The following is a 16,255-nucleotide window of genomic DNA, read 5'->3' on the forward strand; positions in this document are numbered from 1 at the left end:
CCGGCCCCCGGGGCGTCGTCCGGGCGCTCACGCCGGTGCGTACCCTCCGGGCGCTGTACGGGTGCGGAGGAACGGGTCCGGCCCGCCCCCGGTGGGGGACGGGCCGGACGCGGTGGGTGCGAGGTGCGTCAGAACGCGGCCTCGTCCAGCTCCATCAGGGAGTGGTCCACGGACTCGGCCAGGGCGCGCTCGGCCGAGACGCCCGGCAGGACGTTCGCGGCGAAGAACTTCGCTGCGGCGATCTTGCCCTGGTAGAAGGCGGCGTCCTTGGCGGAGGCCGTGGGCAGCTTCTCGGCGGCCACGGCCGCGCCCTTGAGCAGCAGGTAACCGACGACGACGTCACCGGAGGCCATGAGCAGGCGGGTGGTGTTGAGGCCGACCTTGTAGATGTTCTTGACGTCCTCGCCCGTCGCGGTCAGGTCGGTGAGCATCGTGCCGACGATCGCCTCCAGGTCCACGGCGGCCTTGGCGAGGTTGTCCAGCGCGCCGGACAGCTCCTCGTGGTCCTGGGCGCCCGCGAGGAACTTCTTGATCTCCTCGGAGAGGGCGTTCAGGGAGGCGCCCTGGTCGCGGACGATCTTCCGGAAGAAGAAGTCCTGGCCCTGGATCGCCGTCGTGCCCTCGTACAGGGTGTCGATCTTGGCGTCCCGGATGTACTGCTCGATCGGGTACTCCTGGAGGTACCCCGAGCCGCCGAAGGTCTGGAGCGACTGCGCGAGCTGCTCGTAGGACTTCTCGGAGCCGTAGCCCTTCACGATCGGGAGCAGCAGGTCGTTGAGGCCGTGCAGCGCCTTGGCGTCGTCGCCGGCGGCCTCGGCGACCTGGATCGCGTCCTGCACGGAGGCGGTGTACAGCACGAGGGAGCGCATGCCCTCCGCGTACGCCTTCTGCGTCATGAGGGCCCGGCGCACGTCGGGGTGGTGCGTGATGGTGACCTTGGGCGCCGTCTTGTCCATGAACTGCGACAGGTCGGTGCCCTGGACGCGCTCCTTGGCGTACTCCAGCGCGTTGAGGTAGCCCGTCGACAGGGTGGCGATGGCCTTCGTGCCGACCATCATGCGGGCGAACTCGATGATGCGGAACATCTGGCGGATGCCGTCGTGCTTGTCGCCGATCAGCCAGCCCTTGGCGGGGTGCTGGTCGCCGAAGGTCATCTCGCAGGTGTTGGACGCCTTGAGGCCCATCTTGTGCTCGACGTTCGTCGCGTAGACGCCGTTGCGCTCGCCGAGCTCGCCGGTGGTCCAGTCGAAGTGGAACTTCGGTACCAGGAAGAGGGAGAGGCCCTTGGTGCCCGGGCCGGCGCCCTCGGGGCGTGCCAGCACGTAGTGGAGGATGTTCTCCGACATGTCGTGCTCGCCCGAGGTGATGAAGCGCTTGACACCCTCGATGTGCCAGGAGCCGTCCTCCTGCTCGACGGCCTTCGTGCGGCCGGCGCCGACGTCGGAGCCGGCGTCCGGCTCGGTCAGCACCATCGTCGAGCCCCACTGCCTCTCGACGGCGATCTCGGCGATCTTCTTCTGCGCGTCGTTGCCCTCGTCGAAGAGGATGCCGGCGAAGGCCGGGCCGGAGGAGTACATCCAGACGGCCGGGTTCGAGCCGAGCAGCAGCTCCGCGTAACCCCAGATCAGGGAGCGCGGGGAGGTGGTGCCGCCGATCTCCTCCGGCAGGCCCAGACGCCAGTACTCGGAGTCCATGAACGCCTGGTAGGACTTCTTGAAGGAGTCCGGGACCGGCGCGGTGTTGGTCTCGGGGTCGAACACCGGCGGGTTGCGGTCGGCGTCGGCGTACGAGTCGGCGAGGTCGTTCTCCGCGAGGCGGGTGACCTCGTCGAGGATCGTCTTCGCGGTGTCGACGTCCATCTCCGCGAACGGACCGGTGCCGTACAGCTTGTCGCGCCCGAGGACCTCGAAGAGGTTGAACTCGATGTCGCGGAGATTCGACTTGTAGTGCCCCATGGGAAGGCTCCGTAATCAATAGCAGTGGCGCGCAGCGCCCCGTGGAGGAGTGAGGACCGGGCGACGGCTGGCGTGGGCGTGTCAGCTCACTCCACGATGATGCTACCCGTCAGTAATAAGACGCAACCCCTCAAGGTGCAGATGTGTCCGATTACTCTTTGCCGCATGTATGGCTACGACCAGAACCCGGGCGCGCAGCAGCAGATGGGTGGCGGCTACGAGCAGCCGCTGTACCCGGAGCCCTCGCCGCCGTCCCTGGCCGACGCGGTTCGGGCCTTCACGACCGGTTCGCTGTCCGCGGAGGACTTCCAGCAGATCTTCGCCACGTCGAAGGTCTACTGCCCGCGCGGCGACAACCCGGGTTTCCTGGCTCTCCACAACACCCAGCAGCCGGTGATCCCGATGTTCACCACGCTCAAGGAGCTCCGGCGGTACGCGGGCAAGGAGTCCAAGTACTTCGTGATCACCGGCGCCGAGGTGATCGATCTCCTCCCGACCGGCTACGGCTTCGTACTGGACATGGAGGGTGACCACCGCATGGTGTTCGACGCCAAGGCGGTGGAGCAGATGGTCGACTTCGCGATGCGCCGTATGTACGGCTGAGGGCGGCGGCGCGCGGGCGGTGGGCCCGGTCCGGGAGTGGGGTGCTCCCGGACCGGGCCTTTTCGCTGGCCGGGGGCCTCGGGAATGCTTGCCACCTTGCTAGATGTTCACTGTTCAACTAAATTGGACGCAAGACCTCCGGAGGTGGCTCCCATGCCCGCAGTGACCGTCGAAAATCCGCTGACCCTGCCCAAGGTCACCGCCCCGGCCGACGCCGTGGCCCGACCGGTGCTGACGGTCACGACCGCCCCGTCCGGCTTCGAGGGGGAGGGGTTTCCGGTGCGCCGCGCGTTCGCCGGGATCAACTACCGGCACCTCGACCCGTTCATCATGATGGACCAGATGGGTGAGGTGGAGTACGCGGCGGGCGAGCCGAAGGGAACGCCCTGGCACCCGCACCGCGGCTTCGAGACCGTCACCTACATCATCGACGGCAGCTTCATCCACCAGGACAGCAACGGGGGCGGCGGCGCGATCGAGAACGGCGACACCCAGTGGATGACGGCCGGTTCGGGCCTCCTCCACATCGAGACGCCCCCGGAGCGCCTCGTCATGTCGGGCGGCCTCTTCCACGGCCTCCAGCTCTGGGTGAACCTGCCGAAGGCCGACAAGATGATGGCCCCGCGCTACCAGGACATCCGGGGCGGACAGGTTCAGCTCCTCGCCTCCCCGGACGGCGGCGCGCTGCTGCGTGTCATCGCCGGCGACCTCGACGGACACGAGGGCCCGGGCATCACCCACACCCCGATCTCCATGATCCACGCGACCGTGCGGCCGGGCGCCGAGGTGACGCTGCCGTGGCGCGAGGACTTCAACGGCCTCGCGTACGTCCTCGCTGGACGCGGGAGCGTGGGCGCGGAGCGGCGCCCCGTCCGCATGGGCCAGACCGCGGTCTTCGGCGCAGGGTCCTCGATGACCTTCCGTGCCGACGAGACGCAGGACGGCAACACCCCGGACCTGGAGGTCGTGCTGCTCGGCGGGCGTCCGATCCGTGAGCCCATGGCGCACTACGGGCCGTTCGTGATGAACACCCAGGCCGAGCTCCAGCAGGCCTTCGAGGACTTCCAGGCCGGCCGCCTCGGCACGGTGCCCGCCGTGCACGGCATGTGACAGAAGGCGGAGCGTACGGGTGACGAGCCGTCACCCGTACGCCCGTACGGGCGGGACACCGCTGCCCCCGCGTGTTCGGGTGGGAGAGTGCCTACCCGCAAGCGCCTCCTGCCCGACAGCGCCCGGCGCACGGCCGCCTGGTGCGGTGTCCTGCTCCTGGTGGCCGGTGTCGCGGCGGTTGCCGTCTGGCTGGTCATCGCGCTCAAGACGGCGGTCACCCCGGTCCTCCTCGCCCTGCTCGGTACGGCGCTGCTCGGACCGGTCCACCGCCGGCTGACCGCGCGCGGACTGAACAGGTCCGTGGCCGCCGGGCTGACCTGTGCGGCGCTCGTCGCGGTGGTGGGGGGCGCCGGCTACATCGTCGTCACCGCCCTCGTCGACACCGGCGGCCAGATCGTGGACTCGCTCAAGCAGGCCGGGCAGTGGGTCATCGACCACCTGGACGTCGCCGGTGTCGCCGACGTGAACGACCTCGCGGCCAACGCCAGGACCCTTGTCGGGAAGTTCGGCGCGAGTGCCGCGGGCGGTCTGCTCACCGGCATCAGCGTCATCGGCTCCCTCACGGCCACCGCCGTCCTGGCCCTGCTGCTGACCTTCTTCTTCCTGCGCGACGCCGACCGCGCCGCTCACCTCCTGCGCACCGTCGCACCGCGCGGCACCGGAGACGTGGTGGAGGCGATGGGGCGCAGGGCCTTCGGGGCCGTCGAAGGGTTCATGCGGGGCACCACCCTCATCGCCCTGATCGACGCGGCGTGCATCACGGCAGGCCTGCTGATCCTGCGGGTCCCGGGCGCGGTGGGGCTGGGTGCGCTGGTCTTCGTGGGCGCCTACATCCCGTATCTCGGGGCCTTCGTCTCCGGCGCCGTCGCCGTCCTGGTCGCGCTCGCCGACCGCGGGTTCGTGATCGCGCTCTGGGCGCTGGGCGTGGTGCTCGCGGTCCAGGTGCTCGAGGGGCACGTGCTGCAGCCGGTCATCCAGAGCCGCACGGTCCACATGCACCCCGCCATGATCCTCATCGCGCTGACCGCGGGCGCGAGCGTGGCGGGCCTGCTGGGCATGCTGCTCGCGGTGCCCCTGTGCGCGGCGGCGTTCGGCATCATCGGCGAGCTGCGGAAGGGTGACGGGGCCCCGGAAGGCTCATGAGGCGCCGGCCACGCGCAGTTCCGCGGGGTCCTGAGACTCGTACAGCTCGAACCAGATGCACTTCCCCTCGCCCTGCGGGTCCACCCCCCACGCGTCGGCGAGCATCTCCATCAGCAGCAGCCCCCGCCCGCTGGACGCCATCTCCCCCGGCCGCCGCTTGTGGGGCAGTTCGTCGCTGGCGTCGGCCACCTCGACGCGCAGCCGCCGCTCACCGCGCTCGCCGGTCAGCTCGGCGATCAGCAGCGCGTCCCCGTCCGTGTGGACGAGGACGTTGGTGGCCATCTCGGAGACCATGAGCACCGCCGAGTCGACCTGCTCCCCGTCGGCCCAGTCGTGCAGCAGCGCGCGTACCTGCTCGCGGGCGGCGGAGACCCGCTCGGGCTCCGCCTGCGCGATGATCATCGCCGAACGGCGCCCCGGCTGCCGGCGCGTCCGCGCCCCCTCCCGGCGCAGCACCAGAACGGCGATGTCGTCCTCGCGCCGGTCCACCAGGGGGCCGGTCAGGTAATGCGAACCCGGGCCGTGCACGGCCTGGACCAGCGCGTCGGCGAGCGCCTCCAGCTCCTCGGCGGGTTTCTCCAGGATCGGCCGGAGCCGCGTCCACCCCGTGGCCATGTCGTGCCCGCCGGTCTCGATGAGCCCGTCCGTGCAGAGCATGATCGTCTCCCCCGGCTCCAGGAGAACCTGCGTCGTCGGATAGTCGGTGTCCTTCTCGATCCCGAGCGGCAGGCCGCCCGCGGTCTGCCGGATCACCGCGGTGCCGTCGACGCTGACCACCACCGGGTCCGGATGGCCCGCGCGGGCGATGTCGAGGGTGCCGGTGTCCGGGTCGGCCTCCGCGTACAGGCAGGTGGCGAAGCGTGCCGCGGTGAGTGCGTCCTCGCCGTCCACGGGTTCGTACGCGTCGTTGAGGCCGGCCAGGAAGCGCGAGGCCCGGGAGAGCACCGCGTCGGGGCGGTGGCCCTCGGCGGCGTAGGCCCGCAGCGCGATCCGGAGCTGGCCCATCAGCCCGGCGGCGCGGATGTCGTGGCCCTGGACGTCACCGATGACGAGGGCGATACGGCCGTTGGGGAGCTGGATCATGTCGTACCAGTCGCCGCCGACCTGGAGCCCGCCACCGGTCGGGATGTAGCGCGCGGCCACGCGCAGGCCCGGGATGCCGGGCCCCAGGGACGGCATCATCGCCCTCTGCAGCCCCAGGGACAGCGCGCGCTCGGTCTCCGCGGCCCCGGCCCGCGTCAGTGCCTGGGCCAGCATCCGGGCCACCGTCGTCAGTACGGAGCGCTCGTCGGGCGAGAAGGCCACACTGTGCCGGAAGCCGGCCATCCAGGCGCCCATGGTGTGGCCCGCCGCTATGAGCGGCAGGAAAGCCCACGAGCGGCGTTCGAAGGGCCGGGCGAGCGGCCAGGTGACGGGGAAGCGCCTGCGGTACTCCTCGGGGGAGGAGAGGTAGATGGCCTGCCCCGTCCGGACGGCCTCGGCGGCCGGGTAGTCGGTGTCCAGCGGCATGTCGGTGAACGGTTCGTCGTCCCCGTCGTCGGGCCCGTAGTGTCCGATCACCGTCAGGCGGTCGCCCGACACCCCGAAGACGGCGAGCCCGTTCGGGGAGAACCCGGGCATGGAGAGCGAACCGGCGACCCGCAGCACCTCCTCGGTCGACGCGGCCTCGGCCAGTGCCCGCCCCGCGTCCAGCAGGAAGGCCTCGCGCGAGCGGCGCCAGTCGCCGGTGAGGGGCGTGCGCACGGCGGTGGCGTCCGAGGCGCCGGCGACCTCCTCCAGGGTGCCCATCAGCACGTACTCGTCAGGACCGGCGGGCGGCCCTACGGGGACGGGCTTCGACCGGCTGCGTACCGTGCGCAGGACCGTCCCCCCGTCGTCCACCACGCGCAGCCTGGCCTCGGCGACCGTGTCCTCGGCGATGGCGAAGTTCACCACTCCGTCGATCTCGTCCCAGTCGGCCGGGTGGAAGCGGGGACGCACCTCCTCCCCAGGACGGACCGTGGGCTCGGCGGGCAGTCCGAGCAGCCGGGCCGCCTCGGCGTCGAGCGAGACGGTGCCCGCCGAGCTGTCCCAGCTCCACAGCCCGGTTTGGATCGCAGCCAGGATCTCCTCGGTGCGCATTGCCCCACTTTATGAAGATATTCTCCGCGGACGCCACCGAGAGGCAGCCGCCTGATGGGCGTTCGGGCACGTGGCCGCCCTTCTCCGGCGGCCGTCCCGGGGCCTGCGGCGTCCAGGGCAATGAAGGGGTGTGCCCACGGGCGGTAGCCTGGGGTGTCAATCCGCCCCGAACCGCGAAGACTGGATGAACGACGATGCATCGGTACAGGTCCCACACCTGCGGCGAGCTCCGCGCCTCTGACGTCGGCACCGACGTCCGGCTGAGCGGCTGGCTGCACAATCGCCGAGACCTGGGCGGCATCCTCTTCATCGATCTGCGCGACCACTACGGCCTGGTCCAGCTCGTCGCCCGCCCCGGCACCGCCGGCAACGACGCCCTGGCGAAGCTGACCAAGGAGACCGTCGTACGGATCGACGGCAAGGTCTCCGCGCGCGGCGCCGAGAACGTCAACCCGGAGCTGCCGACCGGTGAGATCGAGATCGAGGTCACCGAGGTCGAGGTGCTGGGCGAGGCCGGCCCGCTGCCCTTCACCATCAACACCGAGGACGGGGTGAACGAGGAGCGGCGCCTGGAGTACCGCTTCCTCGACCTGCGCCGCGAGCGCATGCACCGCAACATCATGCTGCGCTCGGCCGTGATCGCCTCCATCCGCTCCAAGATGGTGGCCCTCGGCTTCAACGAGATGGCCACGCCGATCCTGACCGCGACCTCCCCCGAGGGCGCCCGCGACTTCGTCGTCCCGTCCCGGCTGAACCCGGGCAAGTTCTACGCGCTCCCCCAGGCCCCGCAGCAGTTCAAGCAGCTGCTGATGATCTCCGGCTTCGACCGCTACTTCCAGATCGCGCCCTGCTTCCGCGACGAGGACGCCCGCGCCGACCGCTCGCCCGGCGAGTTCTACCAGCTCGACGTCGAGATGTCGTTCGTCGAGCAGGAGGACGTCTTCCAGCCGATCGAGAAGCTGATGAACGAGCTCTTCGAGGAGTTCGGCAACGGCCGTCACGTCACCTCGCCCTTCCCGCGCATCCCGTTCCGCGAGGCGATGCTGAAGTACGGCAACGACAAGCCGGACCTGCGCGCCCGGCTGGAGCTCGTCGACATCTCCGACGTGTTCGCGGACTCCGGCTTCAAGGCGTTCGCGGGTAAGCACGTCCGCGCGCTGCCGGTCCCGGACACCGCAGGCCAGTCCCGGAAGTTCTTCGACGGCCTCGGTGAGTACGCGGTCGAGCACGGCGCCAAGGGCCTCGCCTGGGTCCGCGTCGGCGAGGACGGCACGCTGGCCGGCCCGATCGCCAAGTTCCTCACCGAGACGGACGTCAAGACGCTCACGGAGCGCCTCTCCCTCGTCCCCGGCCACGCGGTCTTCTTCGGCGCGGGCGAGTTCGACGAGGTCTCCAAGATCATGTCCGCCGTCCGCGTCGAGGCCGCCAAGCGCGCCGGCCACTTCGAGGAAGGCGTCTTCCGCTTCTGCTGGGTCGTCGACTTCCCGATGTACGAGAAGGACGAGGAGACCGGAAGGATCGACTTCTCGCACAACCCCTTCTCGATGCCCCAGGGCGGCCTGGAGGACCTGGAGACGAAGGACCCGCTGGACATCCTCGCCTGGCAGTACGACATCGTCTGCAACGGCATCGAGCTGTCCTCGGGCGCCATCCGCAACCACGAGCCCGAGCTGATGATCAAGGCGTTCGAGATCGCCGGGTACGACCGCGAGACCGTCGAGCACGAGTTCGCGGGCATGCTCCGCGCCTTCCGTCTCGGGGCCCCGCCGCACGGTGGCATCGCCCCGGGCGTCGACCGCATCGTGATGCTGCTGGCCGACGAACCCAACATCCGCGAGACGATCGCCTTCCCGCTCAACGGCAACGCCCAGGACCTGATGATGGGTGCCCCGACCGTGCTGGACGAGGCACGGCTGCGCGAGCTGAACATCCAGCTCCGCAAGCCGGCCGCACCGGCCAAGGACAAGGCCGAGACGAAGGACGCCTCCGGGAAGTAGATGTTCCCGTTCCGCTTCGGTTCCACGTGAAACAGCCTCCGGCCACCGGCCGGAGGCTGTTTCACGTGACAGGGCCACAGGGCACACCGGCTCACCCACCGCTACGGACACCGCGCGCAGGCTCTCGGAAGGCGGGTACACGGACAGAGGCCCAGGTACAGCCGGATGGCCCCGGTTCCGGTTCGGCGCTGCCGGGCCCGGCAAAGACTGGCACCGAAGGAGCCCCACCGCCCTGCCACCGAGGAGTCCCGCACCGTGTCCGTCCCTCGTCGCCCGTACGTCCTTCTCGTCGCTCTGTTCCTGCTGGTCATCGGCTGCTCCGCCGGTGCGGTGAAGACAGCCGCGCCCCGTGGTGCGGCGGGCCCCGAGGTCTCGCCGACGCCTTCGCCGTCCCCGGTGGTGCTTGCCCCGCCCCGGGAGATCCCGGCGCTGGGCCCGCTGACCAGGCAACAGATCCCGGCCATCGCGCGGCAGGCCGTCGTGGTGACCGGGGAGGGCCCGGATCTCAACCGTTCCTCGGTCGTGCTCTACACCCGCGACGATCCCGCACTCGGCTGGAGACCGGAGGCAGGACCCTGGCCCGCCCACAACGGCATGAGGGGCTGGACAGACCACCATATGGCCAGCGATCTCCGCTCCCCCGTAGGGGTGTTCGGACTCACTGACGCGGGCGGCCTGCTGCCGGATCCCGGCGCGCTCCTCCCGTACGACGAACAACCACGCTTCCGTGTGAGCGGGGAGGGTTTCCTGGGAGAGCCGCTGGAGGGCTCCTTCGACTACGTCGTCGCCATCAACTTCAACCGGACTCCCGGTACGAGCCCGCTGGACCGCACCCGGCCGCTCGGCGAGGAGCGGGGCGGCGGCATCTGGCTCCACGTGGACCACGGCGGCCCCACCCAGGGCTGCGTCTCGCTCCCCGAGGACCGGATGAGGGAGCTCCTGCGCACGCTGGATCCGGCGAAGTACCCGGTGATCGTCATGGGGGACGCCGCGTCGCTGACCCGCTGAGAGTCGACGTTCGTACACACGCAGGAGCCCGGTACCCGAATACGTCGGGAACCGGGCTCCGGTGCGCGGGGCCAGCCGGCTGGAAGCCACCTGCCCGAAGGGCCGGCGGGATCCGGCTCAGGCCGGCTTCTCCTCCAGGCGCGGGAACAGCACCGCGCCCTTGGTCACCGTCGCACCCGCCGGCAGCTGCCCCCAGTGGCCCGCGTCCTGCACCGGCTGGGCGGCCAGAGCGCCGAGGGAGGCCTCCGCGCCGAGGGAGTCCCACAACTTCTGCGAGGTGTCCGGCATCACGGCGTTCAGCAGGACCGCGACACCGCGCAGCGACTCGGCCGCCGTGTACAGGATGGTCGCGAGGCGGGCCTGGCCCTCGGGCGACTGGTCCTTGGCGACCTTCCACGGCTCCTGCTCCGTGATGTAGCCGTTGACCTGCTTCACGAAGTCGAAGATCGCGAGGATGCCGCCCTGGAAGTCCAGTTCCTCGCCGATCTTCAGGTCGGCCGCGGCGACGGCCCGCGCGAGGCCTTCCTGGACCGCCCTCTCCGCGTCACCCGCGGCGGTGGCCGCGGGGAGGGAGCCGCCGAAGTACTTGCCGACCATGGCGGCCACGCGCGAGGCGAGGTTGCCGTAGTCGTTGGCGAGTTCGGAGGTGTAGCGGGCGCTGAAGTCCTCCCAGGAGAACGAGCCGTCGCTGCCGTAGGCGATGGCCCGCAGGAAGTACCAGCGGTAGGCGTCCACGCCGAAGTGCGAGGTCAGGTCCTGGGGCTTGATGCCCGTCAGGTTCGACTTCGACATCTTCTCGCCGCCGACCATCAGCCAGCCGTTGGCGACCACCTTGCCGGGCAGGGGCAGGCCCTGAGCCATCAGCATCGCGGGCCAGATGACCGAGTGGAAGCGGAGGATGTCCTTGCCGATCAGGTGCACGTCCGCCGGGAAGGTGCTGTCGAACTTCTCCTGGTTGGCTCCGTAGCCGACCGCTGTGGCGTAGTTCAGCAGGGCGTCGATCCACACGTAGATGACGTGCTTCGGGTCCCACGGCACCGGGACCCCCCAGTCGAACGTGGAACGGGAGATCGACAGGTCCTGCAGGCCCTGCTTGACGAAGTTCACGATCTCGTTGCGCGCCGACTCGGGCTGGATGAAGTCCGGGTTGGCCGCGTAGAACTCCATGAGCTTCGGGCCGTACTCGCTGAGCTTGAAGAAGTAGTTCTCCTCCTTGAGGATCTCCACCGGCTTCTTGTGGACCGAGCACAGCTTCGTGCCGTCCTCGGCCTCGATCAGGTCGCCGGGGAGCTTGTACTCCTCGCAGCCCACGCAGTACGGGCCCTCGTAGCCGCCCTTGTAGATCTGGTCCTTGTCGAACAGGTCCTGCACGAACTCCTGCACACGGTCGGTGTGCCGCTTCTCCGTCGTGCGGATGAAGTCGTCGTTCGCGATGTCGAGGTGCTCCCAGAGGGGCTTCCAGGACTCCTCGACGAGCTTGTCGCACCAGGCCTGGGGCGTGACGTCGTTCGCCTCGGCCGTGCGCATGATCTTCTGACCGTGCTCGTCCGTGCCGGTGAGGTACCACACCTTCTCGCCGCGCTGACGGTGCCAGCGCGTGAGCACGTCGCCTGCGACGGTCGTGTAGGCGTGGCCCAGGTGAGGAGCGTCGTTGACGTAGTAGATGGGGGTCGATACGTAGAAACTCTTCACGCCGTCGCCCCCTTGCTTCTCGGATCCAGTGGCCGCCATGGTCGAAATCCTAACGGCCCGGGGAAGATCCACTCACATCGATGAGCACCGCCCCTGCCGCGGAGGGCCCGGCCGGAGGGCGGGTCCCGTTTGTCGGGCGTTCCGGCCGGAGCGGGGGCAGGGGGGTGGGGCCGGAGCCGCTGCGCGGGCCGTCGGCCGTACGGTCCCGGCCGTGGGGGACCGCGGCGGTACGGTCACGGCGCCACCCGGCCCGGGGGCGGGCGGCGCCGTGACCGTACGCCTACCGGTGGATCAGTCCTCGGTGACGAATCCGCGGGCGGCGGCCCAGGCGGGCAGGCCGGCGAGCACGGCCCGGTAGAAGGCCGCGTCGTCGACCTCGCGGGGGGCGGGGCCGGCGTGGAAGAACCCGGCGTTCCCGACGTCCAGCCTGCGCAGGAAGTCGAAGCCCTTGGCGTCCTCGTCACCGAACGCGACGAACTGGAAGAACAGCGGCAGCCGTGCCGCGTCCGCCAGGGACTGCCTGGCCGCCTGCTTGGCGTCCGGGGCGCCGTCCGTCTGGAAGATCACGAGCGCCGGTCCGGTGGCCCCGGACGTCTCGTAGTGCGCGACGATCTCCTCGACGGCCCGGTGGTAGTTGGTACGTCCCAGCCGGCCGAGGCCGGCGTGCAGCTCGTCGATCCGGCCCTCGTGCGCACCCAGGTCGACCGCCCCGGTGCCGTCGATGTCGGTCGAGAAGAAGACGACGGGCACGGTGGCGGTCTCGTCCAGGTGCGCGGCCAGCGCCAGGGTGCGGTCGCCGAGGTGCTGGGCGCTCCCGTCCTTGTAGAACGGCCGCATGGACCCGGACCGGTCGAGGACCAGGTACACGGTGGCCCGCAGACCGGTCAGCCCGTGCGCCTTCAACCCGGCCTGCGCCGCCTTGTAGGGGGCGACGAGCTGGGGCGCGGAGGCCTTGACCCGCGCCAGGGGGACGGCGGGCTTGGACGCGGTGGAGGACGTGGCCTTCGGGGCGGGGTCTGCCTCGGGAGTGGCCTCCGCCTCGGCCGGAGCGAGGGTGGCCTCGGCGGCGGCCACGGGCTCGGCCGGCGGTGCTTCGTCGGCGTCCGGCTGCGGGGCCTCCTCGGTCGCCGGCGTGGCGGCTTCGGAGGCGGCGTCCGGCTCCTTGTCCGCTGCCGCTGCCGGAGTACCGGCGGGGGCCTGGGGAGTTTCAGCAGGGGCCTCCGCCACGGGCTCCTCGGCGTCCACAGCGTCCACGGTCGCGTCGGCCGCCGGGACCGTGGACCCGGCGGCGGCCGTGTCGGCGACCGGAACCGCTCCGGACGCGGCCTCGGCCGGTGCGGCCGCCTCGACGGCGTTCGTGGCCGACTCGCCGCTCTTCGGCGCGGTGGTGGCTTCGGTGGTTTCGCCGGCTTCCGCCTGCGGCTCGGCGACCTCGGGCTGCGGCTCCGCAGTGGGCTCCGCCTCGACCTGGGGCTTGGCGTCGGCATCCACCTCCGCGTCTGCGGCGGACTGCGCTCCCGCTTCGGGCGTCGCGTCCGCGTCTGCGGCGGGCTTCGCCTCTTCGGTCCCGGGCTTCGCCTCCGCCGCGGGCTCCGCGTCTGCGGCGGACTGCGCTTCGGCCTCGGACGTCGCGTCCACCTCTGCGGTGGGCTCCGCCTCGCCCTGGGGCTTGGCGTCGGCGTCCGCCTCTTCCTTTGCCGCGGACGGCGTTTCCGCTTCGGGCTTGACGTCCACGTCCGTGGCGGGCTTCGACTCCGCGACGGGCGTGGCGTCAGTCTCCGCCTTCGCGTCTGCGGCGGGCTCCGCCTCCGCGGCGGACTGTGCCCCTTCGGCCTCCGGCTCCGGGTCGATGTCGATCGTGATCGGTGCGATGGTGGCGGGCTCCGGAGCGGAGGCGGTTTCCGCCTTCTCCGGATCCGGGCCGGTGCCGGCGTCCGGGGCCGGCTTCTTCGCGTCCGGCTTCTTCGCGTCCGGGTCCGAGCCCTGGGCCGGAACTGCGGTCTTACGCTTGGCAGTTGACGTAGACGTGACGGCTGCCCTGTCGAAGGCCGCCGCCACCAGGTCGGAGGCCGGTCCCCCGGCCTCCCCGTCCTCGGACCGGTCCGAGGACGGGGAGGCCGGGGCCGGTACCGAGGCCTTCGCGGGCTCGGCCGCCGAAGTGGTCTCCGGCTCCGGCTCCGTGGGCTGGGTGCGCTCGGCCTGGGGCGGGACGGTGGCCGTGGTCGGCTCGTCCTGCTCCGTGCGGCCGAACACCTTGCGCAGCAAGCTCCGAATGCCCATGGGCGAGGCCTTTCGCATGAGTTGGGTGCGATAAATGTCCGTACTGCGGGAATTGATCCCCGGCCAGGGCGGATACGTAAGGTTAGCGGCCGGATCCGGCCGTTCGGTGGTCCGGCCCGCCCCCGGCGTCGGCCGGGCTTCCCGGGCGTCCCGTAAGGAGCGGTGTCCCCGACTTCACCCGCCGTTCACCGGCAGTCCCACCCGCCGCGTGGATGCCCGCCTACCGTCACGCAGGACACACAGACGGAGGGACGAAAACGTGCGCACCATGCTGCCGCTCATCGGCTCGCACCCGGGCGGGCGGTCTGCGCTGACCTGCCGCTACCGCTGCGGTGACGCCTGCTTCCAAGAGGTTCCGAACACCAGTGGAAACGAGTACGCCGGTGACATCATCGCCGGCGCTCTGTCACGCCGGTCGATCATGCGCGCCGCCGCGGTGGTGACGGTCGCCGCTGCCGCCGGGACCGCCGCTCTCGCCGGTCCGGCCGCACCGCGGGCGGAGGCCGCGCCGCTCGCCGGCCACCCCGGCGGCAGGCCGGTACCAGGCGCTTCGGGCGCCCGGGGCCTGCGCTTCTCCCCGGTGGCGCCCAACACGGACGACCGGGTCACCGTTCCCGAGGGTTATGGCCAGAACGTGGTGATCCGCTGGGGCGAACCGATCCTGCGCGGCGCCCCCGCCTTCGACCCGGACAAGCAGTCCGCCAAGGCGCAGGCGGGCCAGTTCGGTTACAACAACGACTTCCTCTCCCTGCTCCCCCTTCACGGCGAGCACGGCCGCCAGGTGCTGGTCGCCAACCACGAGTACACGGACGAGATCCTGATGTTCCGTGGTTACGATCCGGCCGCCCCGACCCGTGAGCAGGTAGAGATCGCCTGGGCCGCGCACGGACTCTCCGTCGTGGTGGTCCAGGAGGAGAGCCGCACCGGAAGGCTCGCCCCGGTCAGCCGCCACCCGCTGAACAGGCGCCTCACCGCGACCAGCGAGTTCCGGCTCACCGGCCCCGCCGCGGGCAGCCCGCTGCTCCGCACCTCCACGGACCGTACGGGCCGCAAGGTCCTCGGAACGCTCAACAACTGCGCGGGCGGCACCACGCCGTGGGGCACCACGCTGCACGGCGAGGAGAACTTCAACCAGTACTTCGCCAACGGCTCCAGCACCACCGACAAGCGGTACGGCATCGGTACGGCGGCCACGGAGCGCAAGTGGGAGCGGTTCGACCGCCGGTTCGACCTGGCGCAGGAGCCCAACGAGGCGCACCGCTTCGGATGGGTGGTCGAACTCGACCCGTACGACCCCGACTCGACGCCTCGCAAGCGCACCGCGCTCGGCCGCTTCAAGCACGAGGCGGCCCAGCCGCGGCTGACCGCGGACGGCCGCCCCGTCGTCTACATGGGGGACGACGAACGGTTCGACTACTTCTACAAGTTCGTCTCCAGCAAGCGGATGAAGAAGGGCAACTCGCGGGCCGCCCGCGAGCACAACCTCACGCTGCTGGACGAGGGCACCCTGTACGTCGCCAAGCTGACCGGTGACTCGCCGGCTGCGGAGTTCGACGGCACGGGCAAGCTGCCCTCAGACGGCGAGTTCGACGGCAGCGGCGTCTGGATCCCGCTCGCCACCGGCAACACCTCGCACGTGCCCGGGATGACCGCCGACGAGGTGTACGTCTTCACGCGCCTGGCCGGTGACAAGGTCGGCGCCACGAAGATGGACCGCCCCGAGGACGTCGAGCCCTCGCCGCGTACCGGCCGCGTCTACGTCGCGCTCACCAACAACACCGACCGTGGCAAGGCGGGCAAGCCCGGGGCCGACGAGGCCAACCCGCGCAACGCCAACAAGCACGGCCAGATCCTGGAGCTCGCGGAGCACTGGGACGACCCGGCGGGCGACGGCTTCGCCTGGCGGCTCTTCCTCGTCGCGGGCGACCCGGACGACCCGGCGACGTACTTCTCGGGATTCCCGAAGGACGAGGTCAGCCCCATCTCCTGCCCGGACAACGTGGCCTTCGACGACCACGGCAACCTGTGGATCGCGACGGACGGCAACCAGCTCGGTTCGCACGACGGCCTGTTCGGTGTGGCCACGCAGGGTGAACGCCGCGGTGAGCTCAAGCAGTTCCTGACCGTACCGACCGGCGCCGAGACCTGCGGTCCGCTGATCCAGGACCGCCGGGTGCTCGTCGCCGTGCAGCACCCGGGCGAGGTGGACGGGGCCTCCGTCGAGAAGCCGGCAAGCACCTGGCCGGACGGACCGGGCCGGATCGTACGGCCCTCGGTCGTCGCGGTCTGGCGCAAGGACGGCCGCGACATCGGCGTCTGATCGTCCCATGCTCCGGACGGCCACCG

The 16,255-nt window shown here is 70.8% G+C and carries 10 protein-coding genes; 6 read left to right on the top strand and 4 right to left on the bottom strand.

Annotated features, from left to right (window positions below):
- Positions 1 to 128: 128 nt before the first annotated feature.
- The gene (locus ACH4VO_RS14000; RefSeq protein ID WP_360997904.1) at positions 129 to 1,955 is read right to left on the bottom strand and encodes an acyl-CoA dehydrogenase; all 1,827 of its coding nucleotides are present in this window, start codon (positions 1,953 to 1,955) and stop codon (positions 129 to 131) included.
- 165 nt (positions 1,956 to 2,120) lie between these two features.
- On the opposite strand from ACH4VO_RS14000, the gene ACH4VO_RS14005 reads away from it, so the two are divergent.
- From ACH4VO_RS14005 to ACH4VO_RS14015, 3 genes are all read left to right on the top strand, one after another.
- Positions 2,121 to 2,558, top strand: coding sequence for an SseB family protein (locus ACH4VO_RS14005; protein WP_069171707.1), 438 nt, complete (start codon positions 2,121 to 2,123; stop codon positions 2,556 to 2,558).
- Positions 2,559 to 2,711: 153 nt separating this feature from the next.
- Positions 2,712 to 3,668, top strand: a complete 957-nt coding sequence (locus ACH4VO_RS14010) for a pirin family protein (RefSeq protein WP_360997902.1) — start codon at positions 2,712 to 2,714, stop codon at positions 3,666 to 3,668.
- Between the two features lie 87 nt (positions 3,669 to 3,755).
- A complete protein-coding gene (locus ACH4VO_RS14015) occupies positions 3,756 to 4,811 on the top strand; it encodes an AI-2E family transporter (RefSeq protein WP_360997900.1) in 1,056 nt (351 codons plus the stop codon).
- Here the strand turns inward: ACH4VO_RS14015 and ACH4VO_RS14020 are convergent.
- The gene (locus tag ACH4VO_RS14020; protein WP_360997898.1) at positions 4,806 to 6,932 is read right to left on the bottom strand and encodes a SpoIIE family protein phosphatase; all 2,127 of its coding nucleotides are present in this window, start codon (positions 6,930 to 6,932) and stop codon (positions 4,806 to 4,808) included. The two genes, ACH4VO_RS14015 and ACH4VO_RS14020, sit on opposite strands and share 6 nt — an antisense overlap.
- Before the next feature lie 194 nt (positions 6,933 to 7,126).
- Between ACH4VO_RS14020 and aspS the strand changes: the two genes are divergently transcribed.
- Complete coding sequence (aspS, locus tag ACH4VO_RS14025) at positions 7,127 to 8,929, top strand: aspartate--tRNA ligase (RefSeq protein WP_360997896.1); 1,803 nt, start codon at positions 7,127 to 7,129, stop codon at positions 8,927 to 8,929.
- A gap of 255 nt (positions 8,930 to 9,184) precedes the next feature.
- Entirely contained in the window at positions 9,185 to 9,937 is a 753-nt protein-coding gene (locus tag ACH4VO_RS14030; RefSeq protein ID WP_360997894.1) for a hypothetical protein, read from the top strand.
- A gap of 117 nt (positions 9,938 to 10,054) precedes the next feature.
- On the opposite strand, the gene metG is transcribed toward ACH4VO_RS14030, so the two are convergent.
- Entirely contained in the window at positions 10,055 to 11,668 is a 1,614-nt protein-coding gene (gene metG, locus ACH4VO_RS14035) for a methionine--tRNA ligase (protein ID WP_360997892.1), read from the bottom strand.
- Positions 11,669 to 11,920: 252 nt separating this feature from the next.
- Positions 11,921 to 13,909 carry a VWA domain-containing protein gene (locus ACH4VO_RS14040; protein WP_398440941.1) on the bottom strand — a complete coding sequence of 663 codons (1,989 nt, stop codon included), beginning with the start codon at positions 13,907 to 13,909 and terminating at the stop codon, positions 11,921 to 11,923.
- 259 nt (positions 13,910 to 14,168) lie between these two features.
- Here ACH4VO_RS14040 and ACH4VO_RS14045 point away from each other — a divergent pair, with 259 nt between their 5' ends.
- Positions 14,169 to 16,229: a PhoX family protein gene (locus ACH4VO_RS14045; RefSeq protein ID WP_360998239.1), complete on the top strand. Its 2,061-nt coding sequence runs from the start codon at positions 14,169 to 14,171 to the stop codon at positions 16,227 to 16,229.
- Positions 16,230 to 16,255 lie beyond the last annotated feature (26 nt).

The organism is Streptomyces sp. NPDC020780 (assembly GCF_044334475.1).
GTDB lineage: Bacteria > Actinomycetota > Actinomycetes > Streptomycetales > Streptomycetaceae > Streptomyces.